The organism is Achromobacter animicus (genome assembly GCF_040775605.1).
GTDB classification, from domain to species: domain Bacteria; phylum Pseudomonadota; class Gammaproteobacteria; order Burkholderiales; family Burkholderiaceae_B; genus Achromobacter; species Achromobacter animicus.
This window is the reverse complement of the sequence record NZ_JAYGJK010000001.1, coordinates 4,548,496-4,563,105: the sequence shown is the minus strand read 5'-3', so window position 1 is coordinate 4,563,105 and position 14,610 is coordinate 4,548,496. Positions and strand designations below refer to the sequence as shown.

The following is a 14,610-nucleotide window of genomic DNA, read 5'->3' as shown; positions in this document are numbered from 1 at the left end:
GCCTGAGACCTAGCTTTCGTCCTCGGGCTTCGATGTCACAAGCGTCTGGCGCGACATTTCCAGCTCGTCGCGCAGCCATTGCTTGAACGCATTCAGCGGCGCCCAATCCCGCAAGCTCGGCCGGTACACCAGGTGGTAGGTCTGCCCCAGTTCGTAATGCACGCGCACGGGCGACACCTGTACTAGCCGCCCTGCACAAAGCGCGTCGGCCGCCAGCAGTTCACGGCCAAGCGTGATGCCCAAACCCTGCTCGGCAGCCTGCAGCATCATCCCCGCATCATTGAAGGAAGCCACGGGCGTGACCGGCGTCGGAAAACCGGCCGCCGTGAACCAATGCTGCCAAAGCTCGCGCTCACCGAGCAAAGGCTGCCGCGCCAGCGTTTCGGGCGAATTGTCGGGCAGGGCCGCCAACGTCTCAGGCGACGCCAACACGATGAGCGGCAGCGGCACATCAAACAGCGGCTCTGACTCCACCCCGGCCCACGGCCCTTGCCCGATCCGAAGCGCGGCATGGAATCCGTCCCGCGCCAGATCGACCACCTGCTGGGAAGTCTCGATCTCCAATGCCAGTTCCGGATGCCGGGCGCGCCACCGCGCCATGCGCGGCAACAGCCAGCGCTGCGCAAACGATGGCAATACCGACACGCGCAACCGTTGTTCGCGCCCGCTCGCGGCCGCGTTCGCCGCCATCAGCCCTTCGTCGAGCAACGCCATGGCGCCCTGCACGCTGCACAGCAACGCCGCACCGGCCGAGTTCAACACGATGCCACGGCCGCTACGCTCGAAAAGCGGAAAGCCAATTTGCTCTTCAAGCACCTTGATTTGCTGGCTCACGGCGCTGTGCGTCAAGTGCAGCCGCTCAGCGGCGGCGCGCAGGTTCTGCAGTTCCGCAACAACGCGAAAAGCGGGAAGGGTATTCAGCGGCAACCGCATGGCAGGCCTATTCAAGAAATATTGGTCATCGTAGCTTACCGAAAAGGCCAAAACAATTCGATTTTCAGCGGGTCTTTGGGCGCTTACGCTTACCAAAACGGAACAAAAGGAGCCCGTTATGACCGCGCAACCTCTCATACCCACGTCTTCCTTGGTCGGCACGCCCCGCGGACCCCTGCCCACGGCCGGACCTGTCACGGCCGTAACGGTCGCGTCCATACCCGTCGCGCCCATACCTTCGCGTTCTGCACCCCTCGGGCTATCGCCCGCACTCCCTGCAGCGCCTGCCGTGTTGGAGGCCGCGCAAGCGCCGGACCGCAGCTTCCTCACGCGCATTTGGCACGCCTATCGCGCTTGGCGCAACACGGCGCGGATGCGCAACCTGGCCCAGGACATGGAGCCGCACCTGCTCAGCGACGTGGGCGCACCCACATGGCTGATCAACGAAGCCAGCGTGAGGCGCGAACTTTCCCGGCTTCGCCACATTGATTACATCCGTTGGTAGTCCGGGATGGAGCAGCCGCGAGCCGCGGAAATCCTGCCCGAGGGCTCGGGGATACGTCCACTTGCGGCGCGTATATATATAGAGCGTCTATATATACAGCGCCAAGCTCGCCTCTCCAGAGAGAGCAACATAATTTGCGACACCCTCATGACAGCGCAAAATTCTGTGCTATAGTCTCGCTCCTTCGCAGCTCACACAGTTTTTGAGACGCGAAGCCAAGCAAGTGCAACAGGCGAGGCGGGGCATCCCGGCAACACCTGCCGCAACGGCAATCAGAAATGAGCGCTCCGCGGTTATTGCAAAGATCGATGCAAATTAGGCAGAAGCCAGTTGCAAGGTCTGCAAAAATTGTGCTATAGTCTTGGGCTTGGCAGTTGCTGAAAAATTAGGGTTTACCCTGATGTTTCGACAGCTGCTAGGGCAGGACGAAAGTCCTGGCTAGACCTGAAGAGGTCGCAGCGAGAAAGCAAAGCAAAAATGCGAAGCTGACTTGACAAGCGATAAAAACTTCTTCATAATCTCGTTTCTCTGCTGCAACGACAGCGACGACGCGAAAGCGAAGTTGGTCGAAGTTGAAAGCAGAAACCAGTAGTACAGAATTTAGCAGTATCGCTCTTTAACAATTAAACAACCGATAAGTGTGGGCGCTTGATGCGAGTGCAGCGGTTTGGGTTTCGGCCTAGATCGCAAGCACAAGAAATCAAGTGCTCACTAGAAGTGAAGTACCTTAGACGTCAAGTTTAAGAACATACCTCACTTCCTTTGAGTAGCGACGTATGACCTGGTTTGGATTTATCCGGACCAAGAATACGAAACAAATACAGAGATTAAACTGAAGAGTTTGATCCTGGCTCAGATTGAACGCTAGCGGGATGCCTTACACATGCAAGTCGAACGGCAGCACGGACTTCGGTCTGGTGGCGAGTGGCGAACGGGTGAGTAATGTATCGGAACGTGCCTAGTAGCGGGGGATAACTACGCGAAAGCGTAGCTAATACCGCATACGCCCTACGGGGGAAAGCAGGGGATCGCAAGACCTTGCACTATTAGAGCGGCCGATATCGGATTAGCTAGTTGGTGGGGTAACGGCTCACCAAGGCGACGATCCGTAGCTGGTTTGAGAGGACGACCAGCCACACTGGGACTGAGACACGGCCCAGACTCCTACGGGAGGCAGCAGTGGGGAATTTTGGACAATGGGGGAAACCCTGATCCAGCCATCCCGCGTGTGCGATGAAGGCCTTCGGGTTGTAAAGCACTTTTGGCAGGAAAGAAACGTCGCGGGTTAATACCCCGCGAAACTGACGGTACCTGCAGAATAAGCACCGGCTAACTACGTGCCAGCAGCCGCGGTAATACGTAGGGTGCAAGCGTTAATCGGAATTACTGGGCGTAAAGCGTGCGCAGGCGGTTCGGAAAGAAAGATGTGAAATCCCAGAGCTTAACTTTGGAACTGCATTTTTAACTACCGAGCTAGAGTGTGTCAGAGGGAGGTGGAATTCCGCGTGTAGCAGTGAAATGCGTAGATATGCGGAGGAACACCGATGGCGAAGGCAGCCTCCTGGGATAACACTGACGCTCATGCACGAAAGCGTGGGGAGCAAACAGGATTAGATACCCTGGTAGTCCACGCCCTAAACGATGTCAACTAGCTGTTGGGGCCTTCGGGCCTTGGTAGCGCAGCTAACGCGTGAAGTTGACCGCCTGGGGAGTACGGTCGCAAGATTAAAACTCAAAGGAATTGACGGGGACCCGCACAAGCGGTGGATGATGTGGATTAATTCGATGCAACGCGAAAAACCTTACCTACCCTTGACATGTCTGGAATGCCGAAGAGATTTGGCAGTGCTCGCAAGAGAACCGGAACACAGGTGCTGCATGGCTGTCGTCAGCTCGTGTCGTGAGATGTTGGGTTAAGTCCCGCAACGAGCGCAACCCTTGTCATTAGTTGCTACGAAAGGGCACTCTAATGAGACTGCCGGTGACAAACCGGAGGAAGGTGGGGATGACGTCAAGTCCTCATGGCCCTTATGGGTAGGGCTTCACACGTCATACAATGGTCGGGACAGAGGGTCGCCAACCCGCGAGGGGGAGCCAATCCCAGAAACCCGATCGTAGTCCGGATCGCAGTCTGCAACTCGACTGCGTGAAGTCGGAATCGCTAGTAATCGCGGATCAGCATGTCGCGGTGAATACGTTCCCGGGTCTTGTACACACCGCCCGTCACACCATGGGAGTGGGTTTTACCAGAAGTAGTTAGCCTAACCGCAAGGAGGGCGATTACCACGGTAGGATTCATGACTGGGGTGAAGTCGTAACAAGGTAGCCGTATCGGAAGGTGCGGCTGGATCACCTCCTTTCAGAGCTTACGTGCTCGTGTTAAGCGTCCACTCTTATCGGTTGTTTGTTGTAGCTGGCGTCATTGGTTTGGCGCAGCGTAGAAACTAACTGATAGCGCTGCTTGCAGCGCTATCAGTTGGGTTTTACCCAACAGCTACATTTGTTCTTTAACAATCTGGAAGAAGCACAACGAAAATGTGTTCATCAAGTAATCAGCGTTGCTGATGAAGATGGGCACGGGTTGTGATTGCATTATTTTTTGTTCCAAGTTCTCAAGACTGGGGTGATAAGCCTCAGACTGCTTTGAAACTTATGAACGGCACAAACGCTAATACTCAGGTCCTATAGCCTACAGCGTTATAGGATCAAGCGACTAAGTGCATATGGTGGATGCCTTGGCGATCACAGGCGATGAAGGACGTAGTAGCCTGCGAAAAGCTGCGGGGAGCTGGCAAACAAGCTTTGATCCGCAGATATCCGAATGGGGAAACCCACTGCAGCAATGCAGTATCCCTAGCTGAATACATAGGCTAGTGGAAGCGAACCGGGTGAACTGAAACATCTCAGTAGCTCGAGGAAAAGAAATCAACCGAGATTCCGAAAGTAGTGGCGAGCGAAATCGGATGAGCCTTTACGTTTTAGCACGCAGGATAGTCGAACGGAATGGAAAGTCCGGCCGTAGCAGGTGATAGCCCTGTAGACGAAATTCTGTGTGTGGAACTAAGCGTAAGACAAGTAGGGCGGGACACGTGAAATCCTGTTTGAAGATGGGGGGACCATCCTCCAAGGCTAAATACTCGTGATCGACCGATAGTGAACCAGTACCGTGAGGGAAAGGCGAAAAGAACCCCGGAAGGGGAGTGAAATAGATCCTGAAACCGTATGCATACAAACAGTAGGAGCCTCCTTGTGGGGTGACTGCGTACCTTTTGTATAATGGGTCAGCGACTTACATTCAGTGGCAAGGTTAACCGAATAGGGAAGCCGTAGCGAAAGCGAGTCCGAACAGGGCGAATTAGTCGCTGGGTGTAGACCCGAAACCAGATGATCTATCCATGGCCAGGTTGAAGGCACGGTAACACGTGCTGGAGGACCGAACCCACTAATGTTGAAAAATTAGGGGATGAGCTGTGGATAGGGGTGAAAGGCTAAACAAATCTGGAAATAGCTGGTTCTCTCCGAAAACTATTTAGGTAGTGCCTCAAGTATTACTGCGGGGGGTAGAGCACTGTTATAGCTAGGGGGTCATGGCGACTTACCAAACTATGGCAAACTCCGAATACCCGCAAGTACAGCTTGGGAGACAGAGCACCGGGTGCTAACGTCCGGACTCAAGAGGGAAACAACCCAGACCGCCAGCTAAGGTCCCAAATTATCGCTAAGTGGGAAACGAAGTGGGAAGGCATAGACAGTCAGGAGGTTGGCTTAGAAGCAGCCATCCTTTAAAGAAAGCGTAATAGCTCACTGATCGAGTCGTCCTGCGCGGAAGATGTAACGGGGCTAAGCGATAAACCGAAGCTGCGGGTGTGCACTTTTAGTGCACGCGGTAGGAGAGCGTTCTGTAAGCCTGCGAAGGTGGCTTGTAAAGGCTGCTGGAGGTATCAGAAGTGCGAATGCTGACATGAGTAGCGATAAAGGGGGTGAAAAGCCCCCTCGCCGTAAGTCCAAGGTTTCCTGCGCAACGTTCATCGGCGCAGGGTGAGTCGGCCCCTAAGGCGAGGCAGAGATGCGTAGCTGATGGGAAGCTGGTTAATATTCCAGCACCGTCGTACAGTGCGATGGGGGGACGGATCGCGGAAAATCATCAGGGTGTTGGATGTCCCTGTTGCTGTATCGAAGATGGCGCTTAGGCAAATCCGGGCGCGTAAATCAAGGGTATGGCACGAGCGAGCATTGCTTGCGAAGTGATCGGAAGTGGTTCCAAGAAAAGCCTCTAAGCTTCAGCTGTACGAGACCGTACCGCAAACCGACACAGGTGGACGGGATGAATATTCCAAGGCGCTTGAGAGAACTCAGGAGAAGGAACTCGGCAAATTGATACCGTAACTTCGGGAGAAGGTATACCCCGGTAGTGTGAAGCGCCTGCGCGCTTAGCATGATGGGGTCGCAGAGAATCGGTGGCTGCGACTGTTTATTAAAAACACAGCACTCTGCAAAGACGAAAGTCGACGTATAGGGTGTGACGCCTGCCCGGTGCCGGAAGGTTAAGTGATGGGGTGCAAGCTCTTGATCGAAGCCCCGGTAAACGGCGGCCGTAACTATAACGGTCCTAAGGTAGCGAAATTCCTTGTCGGGTAAGTTCCGACCTGCACGAATGGCGTAACGATGGCCACACTGTCTCCTCCTGAGACTCAGCGAAGTTGAAGTGTTTGTGATGATGCAATCTACCCGCGGCTAGACGGAAAGACCCCATGAACCTTTACTGTAGCTTTGCATTGGACTGTGAACCGGCCTGTGTAGGATAGGTGGGAGGCTTTGAAGCGTGGTCGCTAGATCACGTGGAGCCATCCTTGAAATACCACCCTGGTTTGTTTGCGGTTCTAACCTTGGTCCGTTATCCGGATCGGGGACAGTGCATGGTGGGCAGTTTGACTGGGGCGGTCTCCTCCCAAAGTGTAACGGAGGAGTTCGAAGGTACGCTAGGTACGGTCGGAAATCGTGCTGATAGTGCAATGGCATAAGCGTGCTTGACTGTGAGACTGACAAGTCGAACAGGTGCGAAAGCAGGACATAGTGATCCGGTGGTTCTGAATGGAAGGGCCATCGCTCAACGGATAAAAGGTACTCTGGGGATAACAGGCTGATACCGCCCAAGAGTTCATATCGACGGCGGTGTTTGGCACCTCGATGTCGGCTCATCTCATCCTGGGGCTGTAGCCGGTCCCAAGGGTATGGCTGTTCGCCATTTAAAGAGGTACGTGAGCTGGGTTTAAAACGTCGTGAGACAGTTTGGTCCCTATCTGCCGTGGGCGTTGGATACTTGACGGAGCCTGCTCCTAGTACGAGAGGACCGGAGTGGACGTACCTCTGGTGTACCGGTTGTCATGCCAATGGCATTGCCGGGTAGCTAAGTACGGAAGAGATAACCGCTGAAGGCATCTAAGCGGGAAACTCGTCTGAAGATTAGGTATCCCGGGGACTTGATCCCCCTGAAGGGTCGTTCGAGACCAGGACGTTGATAGGTCGGGTGTGGAAGCGCAGTAATGCGTTAAGCTAACCGATACTAATTGCCCGTGAGGCTTGATCCTATAACACTGATGGTTATTGACCTGGTGATATAGCGTTCCAAGTGTCGTTCAATACAAAATACTGGCTGCACCGTCAGCAGCCAGCCAACACAATTACACCCCACTGTGCGTCGATCATCGAGCCCTAACGCTCTGATCGCCACACGTTGCGCTTCTTCCAAGATTGGAGCAGTTGCCTGAACCGCAGCCGCTCAACCAGTTACGCCTGACGACCATAGCAAGGTGGTACCACTCCTTCCCATCCCGAACAGGACAGTGAAACGCCTTTGCGCCGATGATAGTGGACGGACGTCTGTGAAAGTAGGTCATCGTCAGGCTTTTATTGCGCAAAACCCCGCAGGTATCCCCTGCGGGGTTTTGTCTTTGTGGCGACGGGAATAAGTGCCCAGCTGCATCGCCGGCGCGTGGCGAGCGGTGCCTATGCCTGACAACCGAAGCAGGTCGGGCGCGGGGCGCGGCTATGCGCTGCTGGCCTCAAACCTCCTTGGTATGTCGCTTTAATTAAGAAACCCCTCGCGGCTGGCGCCGCGAGGGGTTTTTGTTTGGTTCGATGTTTTCGAGGTTAGGGGAGCTGGCGGCGCAGGGCTTCGAAGAACAGCTCGGACTGCAGGCGTTCGCTTTGAATCTGTGCGGCGACCTTCGCTGCGATTTCCGCGTTGACGGGTTCGAGTGGACGCCCGGTGGATTGTGCGAGGACCTGCGCGGTGCAGGCGCGTTCGAGGAAGAAGAGGTCGTCGTACGCGTAATCGAGTCGTTCCCCGCAGACAACGACGCCATGATTGCCCAAAAAGACGATGTCGGCGCCCTGCATGGCGTGGGCGATGCGTTCGCCTTCGGTCACGTCCAACGCGAGTCCGTTGTATTCCGCGTCGATGGCAAGCCGGCCATGGAAGCGCATGGCGTTCTGGGACAGGGTGGTGTCCAGACCGCGATCGGAAGTAAGGGTGAGCGCGGTGGCGTAGGGCATGTGGGTGTGCAGCACACAGGCCTTGCCCGCGATGCGATGGATCGCAGCGTGGATGAACATGGCTGTCGGTTCGACCTCGTGCCGGCCGGCGAGTTTGTTGCCATACGCGTCGACGAGCACGATGTCTTCCGCCTGGACCTCGTTCCACATCAGGCCTCGAGGGTTGAGAAGGAAATGATCGGGGTCGCCGGGCAACGCGACGCTGAAGTGGTTGCAGACGCCTTCGCCCAAGCCGTGAGCTGCCGCCGCACGTAGTGCCAGCGCCAGATCCGTGCGCAGGGCGGTTACGGGATCGGCATGGAAGAGAGCGTCGGCGAAACCGGGTTCCTGGTTCATGGCAACCTTCAAAAAAAGATGAGAGGGGGATCAGAGCCAGCCGGCGTCGCGGAACAGGTCAGGCACACGATCCAGAGTTGCTACGGTAGCTTCAGGGCGGTAGTCAGGCAAGGGCTTGCGGCCGGTGCCGCGGTCGATCCAGACGCATCGGAAGCCGATGTCCCGGGCCGCGACGAGGTCCAGGTGCGGGCTGGCGCAGATGTGCACGACGTCTGCTGCGGTGACCCCCAGCGCTTGATGGGCGTGAGCGAAGATGGCGCGTGACGGCTTGTAGGCGTGGGCCTGCTCAGCCGTGATGACGCGGTCGATATGGCCGCCCAGTTGGGCGACGTTGCCGGCGATGATGGCGTCGTCCGTGTTGGAAATGATGCAAAGGCGGAAACCGGCTTGCTTGAGCTTGGCGAGCGTGTCGACGACCTCGGGAAACGGTGGCATGCGGGATATGCTGCTCGTGAGCATCGTTGCGTCTTCGGGCCGGTACGGAAGGCCAAAATGCGCCATGGTGAGCCGCAACGATTCGCGGGTTACGTCAGCGAAGTTGCGGTAGGGCGGGGAGCGCTCGAGGCGGTGCTCGTGATCGTCGTATTCATGCAGGAACTGCGCAGCGGAGGGCCGTGGCGTGGACCCGGGGTGGGCCTCGAGGATCTTTGCCACTGCGGCCTGCAGGCCTTCGTCCCATTGAATGAGCGTGCCGTAGCAGTCAAAGGTGAGCCATTGGGGTCGAGTGTGATCGAGGGGCATGTCGGTTCCTTCAGCAATGGTGGAATCTACAGCGTAAGATTCTGGTGGCGCAGTTGTAAAATTAATAAAAATTGCGCACTCAGTTGATTGCTAAATAAGCCTATCCTGTGTGAAGGTCATGGCGGGCGCTGTCCAATACGAGTTGAACCGGATGCTGGATCTTGAACTATTGAAGACGCTGGTCTGCGTCGTGGACGAAGGCAGTTTCACCCGTGCCGCCAGCCGGGTGCATCGCACGCAATCGACCGTCAGTCAGCAGGTGCGCAAGCTTGAGCAGAGCGTAGGCAAGACGTTGCTGCTTCGGGACCGTGCCGGCGGCAATGTGTCGGCAACCGAGGACGGCGAGCTGATGTTGGCCTATGCGCGACGCTTGCTGGCGATCGCAGGGGAGGCGGAGCACGTGTTGTCAGCGCCGCGGACCGCGCGGGTGATACGGCTGGGTGTGCCGGAGGACTTCGATGTGTCGCGGTTGACGGTGCTGCTGGCGGAATTTGCCGCGCGCCACGCGCAGGTGCGGTTGGAAACGCTTAGCGGCATGAGCGCGGATCTTCGCGCCGGGCTGGCGTCCGGCGAGCTGGAGCTGGCGCTTGTCAAGCGGGAGCCCGGCGATGGTCCTTGCATTGCGGCATGGCCGGAACGCCTGGTGTGGGTGGGCGGTCGACAGCGCAATGAGAAGGCAGCGGTGGTGCCGTTGGTCCTATTTCCGCAGGGATGTGTGTATCGCAAGCGGATGATCTATGCGCTCGAAAGCGCGGGGCAGCCGTGGCATATCGCGTACCACAGCCATAGTCTGGCCGGCGTGCAGGCAGCGGTCGCGGCGGGGTTGGGGATCAGTCTGTTGCCGACCTCGGCGCGGCTGGAGACGCACGTTGAACTGGCCGCTGCAGACGGATTTGCCGATGTGCCGCCGACCGAGCTGGCGATCGTGGGCGACGCGCGCGGGCTTGGCGCCGTCGGGATCGATCTGCTGGATGCGCTGAAGCAGGCCATTGACGGGGACTTGGCACCGGGCGCGTCTTAACGCTGGCAATTAGCGGCGTGGGATCAGCGCACGTCGCCGTCGAGGTAGAACCATTGTCCGTTCTCGCGCACGAAGCGGCTGGTCTCGTGCATGCGGCTGGCGCGGCCGTCCAGGCGGCTTCTGGCTACGAATTCGACGGTGGCGTGTTCGGCGTCCTGGTCGGCTGCGGCCTTGATCTGCAGGCCAAGCCATTTCAAACCGGGCGAATTAGACTCGAGTGACGCGGGGCGCGTGGTGGGATGCCAAGTGGCCAGCAGGTAGGGCAGCTTGTCCAGCACGAAGGCGCTGTATCGCGAGCGCATGAGGGCTTCGGCAGTGGGGGCTTGAAGCGATTGCGGGCCGTCGTGCCAGCGGCCGCAGCAGTCGGCGTAGGAACGAGGACTGCCGCAGGGGCAAGGCGCTTTGGTGTGACTTGTTTGCTTCGGCACGGCGGGGGAGTTGAAGTGAGTTGTCTTGCGAGAGAGGATTACGCCAACAGGTCAGTGTATTCGGGATGTCGGCGGATGTAGGCGTCGGCGTAGGAGCAGTAGGGGCGGACCTTCCAGCCGTTTTCGCGCGCGGTGAGCAGTGCCTGGCGGGTCAGTTCGGCGGCGATGCCGCGGCCGCCGACCGCACTGGGCACGCCCGTGTGCGTGATGGCCATGGCGCCGTTTTCGAGCTGATAGTCCAGGACGCAGAGTACGCCGTCGACGGTGGCGGTGAAGCGGGAACGGTCGGTGTCGTGAATTACGGAAATCATTCGAGAAAACTCCTTCGGTGGTGACGAAGACGGTCGGATAGAGAATGCACTTCTTGCCGAGAGCAGATTCCCGTCTCACGACCAGGCACCCGTCTCACGATCAGGCACTTATAAGCGGAGCAAGTTTCGGACCTGCGCAAAGCGTCGCTGGTGGAGAGGCGTCGCCGGAGAAATAGCGTCGCCGGTGGAGAAGCTTGCCGGTGGAAAAGCATGCCGGTGGAAAAGCATGTCGGTGGAAAAGCGTGCCGGTGGAAAAGCATGCCGCGGAAAAGCATGCCGGCGCAAAAGCGCGCCAGCCCCTTGCGCATGAAGTTTGAGCAAGATTTTCCAATATCGGCTTCGTACATAAATCGCGGCGCACCCTCAATGGCCCCGCCGTGCGGCGCTTGGATTGGCTTTGGCTGCCGACGTTCGATGTCGAACTCCCCGATGATAGCGCCGCCGAACTGAACTCCCCGGCGTCCCTTTCCGAGGGTCTCACCGGTGCAACACTTTGATCAGTGCAGTGAGTTGCGCGTCGCGGGCTTCGACGAGGTCTGCGATGCTTTGGTGGCCGGCCTCGGCGTTAACGCCTTCTATCAGGCGTTGTTGCAGTGCTGGCGTGACCTCGGGGGTGCCCAGGTCATCCCACCAGGTCTGCACGGGTCCTAGCAAGTGGTGCATGAAGTGGGCGAGGCCGCCTTCGCCGCCGCCCAGGTTGAACGTCATGTGGGGGCCGAACAGGGCCCAGCGCAGGCCGGGGCCTTGGGAGACGGCGGCGTCGATGTCCGCGACGCTGGCGACGTTTTCGGCGGCCAGGTGGATGGCCTCTCGCCATAGGGCGGCTTGCAGGCGGTTGGCGATGTGGCCCGGGACTTCCTTGTTCAGCCGGATGGGGTGTTTGCCCATGCTGCGGTAGAAGTCGATAGCGCGGTCCATCGTGTCGGCGGAGGTCTGGTCGCCGCCGACGACTTCGACCAGCGGAATGAGGTGGGGCGGATTGAAGGGGTGGCCGATCACGAAACGCTGGGGATGGCGGCAGCGCGATTGCAGACGGCTCATGATGAGGCCGGACGAACTGGAAGCGACGATGACGTGCGGGGGCAGGATGGCGTCGATGCGGGCGAAGAGGTCGGTTTTGAAATCTTCGCGCTCGGGCGCGTTTTCCTGGACGAAGTCGACGCCAGCCAGGGCGGTTTGCAGGTCGGGGTCGAAGCGCAACGCGTCGGCGGTGGCGCCGGGGCGCACGTGGCCGAGCTCGGCCAGGACCGGCCATGCCACCTGCACGCGGGCAAGGGTCTGGGCCTGTGCATGCGGGCCGGGGTCGCTGACGACGACTTCCAGTCCGTGCGCGAGGAACAACGCGGCCCAACTGGCGCCGATGGTGCCGGCGCCGACGATGGCGACGCGGCGGATGGGGCCGGGGCTGGACGAAATAGAATTGGATGGAACGGAACTGGACGAAACAGGACCGGGCGAGACAGAGCTGGACGAAGCAAGACCGGACGAAGCAGAACCGGACGAAACAGAACCGGACGAAGCAGAACTAGACGGCGCAATGCTGGACATGCAGGTCTCCTTTGTTGGGTTTGGTGCATTGTGAAGCAAAGCAAGGGCCGTTGCCACGCGGGCAGTGCGGCGGCAACATAAGGGCTTTCCGACCTCTCGGGAGCCTTGCATGAGTCCGACGCCCGCGCGCGAAACCGTTCCGTATTTCTGCCAATGGGAGTCCGCGCATCGGGCGGGCGAAATCATTCGCAAGGAGCTGGATCTGGCGCACGACCCCGCATGGCGCGATTCCGGCGCACGAGATTTGGACGAGTATGTGCGCTGGGCCGGCCATGTCTGCGGAATGGCGTGTCTGAAGATGGTGTTGGCGGCACGGACGGGGCGCGTCCATCCGACTTTGGCGCTCGCCCGCGGCAGCTTGCCGTATGGCGCCTACATCGAGGAAGCGGACGGAAACATCAAGGGCCTGATCTATGCGCCGTTCGTGCGATATGTCGCCGACGTTTTCGGTTTGCATGCGCAGGTGTGCGTCGATCTGCCCGCGTCGGACCTGCCGGGTCTGATGGCGCAGTCGGATTTCTTCATGGCGTCGGTCCACCCCTGGATTCGATGGCCCGACAGGGAACCACCGAAAAAAGGCGGACATCTGGTGCTGGTGACGCGCGCCACGCCCACGTCTGTGAGGTTTCACAACCCGTCGGGCGAGCCGGGTTCGCAAGCGGACGTGGAGCTGCCGCTGTCTGATTTCGACAGGTTCTACGCTGGGCGCGGCGTCGCGATTCTGGCGGGCGGCTAAAGCAAGATACCGCCGCGCGCTCAGGCGTTGCGGGCGCGGCGCAGGAAGCGCACGGTCAGCACGACGGTGATGACGTAGCTGACCGTGATCACGCTGTAGGCCGCGGGCAGGCTGGCATGCCAGTCCGGCAAAAGATGCAGGATGGTGCCCATGACTGCAACGCCGACCAACGCGCCGGATTGGCGATTGGCATTAAGAGCTGCGGCCGCGCTGTTGGCGTGCTGGCTGCCGGAGACCTGCATGACGATGCTGGTCATCGCAGGCACGGCGATGCCGACGCCCAGGTTGGCCAGGGCGACGACAACGGCGAAGGGCCAGTAGGCGACGCCGGGTGTAAAGGTGGCGATGCCGATGGCACTCATCACCGCCGCGAGCGAGACGCCGCCCAGCAGCGAGGCCGACACGCTCCACCGCGACGACACGCGGCCCGAGATGAGATTGCCGATGGAGAACACCGCCAGCATCGGCACGAGTTCGATGCCCGTCTGCAACGCATCGGCGCCGCGCGCGTGTTGCAGGAACAGGCTCAGCAGGAACAACTGGCCATATGAGGCGAGGTTGATGAGAAAGCCCACGCCGTTGGCGGCGGCGAATTGACGGGTGGCGAAGAGCGCACGCGGGATGATGGGCTGGGCGTGCCGGCGTTCGCGGTGCACGAGCACCGCCGACGCAGCCAGGCTCAGCAGCGCCGTGGCAGCGATCGACGGGGAAGCCCAGCCATACGCGTTGCCCTGGATCAGGACGAAGCACAGGGAAGACAGCGCGACGACGCCGAGCAGGTGGCTCAAGGGGTTGAGCGCGCGGGGACGCCGCGGCGCGGTTGCGATGCGGCGGCGGGCGAGCCACAGGCCGGCCAGACCCAGCGGGATGTTGATGAGGAAGATGCTGCGCCAGCCGAACTGGTGGATGAGCGCGCCGCCAAGCAACGGTCCGGATGCGCCAGCGACGGCCACAATGGCTGACCATGCGGCCAGCATGCGGTTGCGCACGTTTTCGTCGGCATAGGCGTGCGTGAGCAGGCTGAGCGAGCTGGGCATGAAGAGCGCCGCGCCAACGCCCTGCAGCATCCGCGCCGCGATCAGCATGTCGGCGTTCGGCGCCAGCCCGCAAAGCAGGGACGCGGCGGTGAACACGCCCAGCCCGGTCAGGTAGAGCGTCTTGGCGCCATAGCGGTCGGCCAGCGCGCCGGCAACCAGAAGCAACGCGGCGAAGGTCAGGGTGTAGCCGTCGACGATCCAGACGAGGTCCGTGAGCGGCACGGTGAACTGGAGCGCGATGCTGGGGATTGCGACATTGACCACCGTCACGTCGAGCATGGCCATGACGAAGCCGACGGCCAGGGTGAGCAAAGGCACCCATCCCGTGGAGGAAGCGGACGGCACGTCCATTGAAACGACGGGGCGGCAGGCGGAGGACATGGCAAGTTTCTTTCTGATGGCGCAACGCGCGGAGAGGGCAAAGCTTAGGCGGATCCTTTGATGCAAAAAAGCCGAATT

10 protein-coding genes and 3 rRNA genes are annotated in these 14,610 nt (G+C 59.4%); 6 read left to right on the top strand and 7 right to left on the bottom strand.

Translation table 11 applies throughout. The annotated features are described in order from the left end of the window. Positions 1 to 9: 9 nt before the first annotated feature. Positions 10 to 933 carry a LysR substrate-binding domain-containing protein gene (locus AB3147_RS20845; protein WP_175138309.1) on the bottom strand — a complete coding sequence of 308 codons (924 nt, stop codon included), beginning with the start codon at positions 931 to 933 and terminating at the stop codon, positions 10 to 12. 289 nt (positions 934 to 1,222) lie between these two features. Here AB3147_RS20845 and AB3147_RS20840 point away from each other — a divergent pair, with 289 nt between their 5' ends. The 4 genes from AB3147_RS20840 (at position 1,223) to rrf (ending at position 7,343) form a co-directional block, all read left to right on the top strand. After that, positions 1,223 to 1,438 carry an isoleucyl-tRNA synthetase gene (locus tag AB3147_RS20840; protein ID WP_367352869.1) on the top strand — a complete coding sequence of 72 codons (216 nt, stop codon included), beginning with the start codon at positions 1,223 to 1,225 and terminating at the stop codon, positions 1,436 to 1,438. Positions 1,439 to 2,267: 829 nt separating this feature from the next. Continuing rightward, positions 2,268 to 3,798, top strand: a 16S ribosomal RNA gene (locus tag AB3147_RS20835). A gap of 343 nt (positions 3,799 to 4,141) precedes the next feature. Further along, positions 4,142 to 7,026: ribosomal RNA gene (locus AB3147_RS20830) — 23S ribosomal RNA — on the top strand. A gap of 204 nt (positions 7,027 to 7,230) precedes the next feature. Then, a 5S ribosomal RNA gene (gene rrf, locus AB3147_RS20825) occupies positions 7,231 to 7,343 on the top strand. The 16S, 23S and 5S rRNA genes sit together here, the layout of an rRNA operon. Before the next feature lie 245 nt (positions 7,344 to 7,588). On the opposite strand, the gene AB3147_RS20820 is transcribed toward rrf, so the two are convergent. Together AB3147_RS20820 and AB3147_RS20815 are read right to left on the bottom strand one after the other, a co-directional pair. Then, on the bottom strand, positions 7,589 to 8,329 hold the full coding sequence (locus tag AB3147_RS20820; protein ID WP_175125186.1) for an aldolase: 741 nt from the start codon (positions 8,327 to 8,329) through the stop codon (positions 7,589 to 7,591). Between the two features lie 30 nt (positions 8,330 to 8,359). Then, positions 8,360 to 9,070 (bottom strand): haloacid dehalogenase type II, encoded by a 711-nt coding sequence (locus AB3147_RS20815; protein WP_367352868.1) that lies wholly within the window; start codon positions 9,068 to 9,070, stop codon positions 8,360 to 8,362. Between the two features lie 151 nt (positions 9,071 to 9,221). Here AB3147_RS20815 and AB3147_RS20810 point away from each other — a divergent pair, with 151 nt between their 5' ends. Continuing rightward, complete coding sequence (locus AB3147_RS20810) at positions 9,222 to 10,091, top strand: LysR substrate-binding domain-containing protein (RefSeq protein WP_367352867.1); 870 nt, start codon at positions 9,222 to 9,224, stop codon at positions 10,089 to 10,091. A 23-nt stretch (positions 10,092 to 10,114) separates the two neighbouring features. Here the strand turns inward: AB3147_RS20810 and AB3147_RS20805 are convergent, their stop codons facing one another. From AB3147_RS20805 to AB3147_RS20795, 3 genes are all read right to left on the bottom strand, one after another. Then, positions 10,115 to 10,519, bottom strand: a complete 405-nt coding sequence (locus tag AB3147_RS20805) for a YchJ family protein (RefSeq protein WP_175139370.1) — start codon at positions 10,517 to 10,519, stop codon at positions 10,115 to 10,117. Between the two features lie 38 nt (positions 10,520 to 10,557). Next, the gene (locus AB3147_RS20800; RefSeq protein ID WP_175139369.1) at positions 10,558 to 10,830 is read right to left on the bottom strand and encodes a GNAT family N-acetyltransferase; all 273 of its coding nucleotides are present in this window, start codon (positions 10,828 to 10,830) and stop codon (positions 10,558 to 10,560) included. 477 nt (positions 10,831 to 11,307) lie between these two features. Next, positions 11,308 to 12,378, bottom strand: a complete 1,071-nt coding sequence (locus AB3147_RS20795; RefSeq protein WP_367352866.1) for a 3-hydroxyacyl-CoA dehydrogenase NAD-binding domain-containing protein — start codon at positions 12,376 to 12,378, stop codon at positions 11,308 to 11,310. Between the two features lie 109 nt (positions 12,379 to 12,487). Here AB3147_RS20795 and AB3147_RS20790 point away from each other — a divergent pair, with 109 nt between their 5' ends. Next, positions 12,488 to 13,114 carry a hypothetical protein gene (locus AB3147_RS20790; protein WP_367352865.1) on the top strand — a complete coding sequence of 209 codons (627 nt, stop codon included), beginning with the start codon at positions 12,488 to 12,490 and terminating at the stop codon, positions 13,112 to 13,114. 20 nt (positions 13,115 to 13,134) lie between these two features. On the opposite strand, the gene AB3147_RS20785 is transcribed toward AB3147_RS20790, so the two are convergent. Next, positions 13,135 to 14,532 (bottom strand): MFS transporter, encoded by a 1,398-nt coding sequence (locus AB3147_RS20785; protein WP_367352864.1) that lies wholly within the window; start codon positions 14,530 to 14,532, stop codon positions 13,135 to 13,137. Between the last annotated feature and the right edge of the window lie 78 nt (positions 14,533 to 14,610).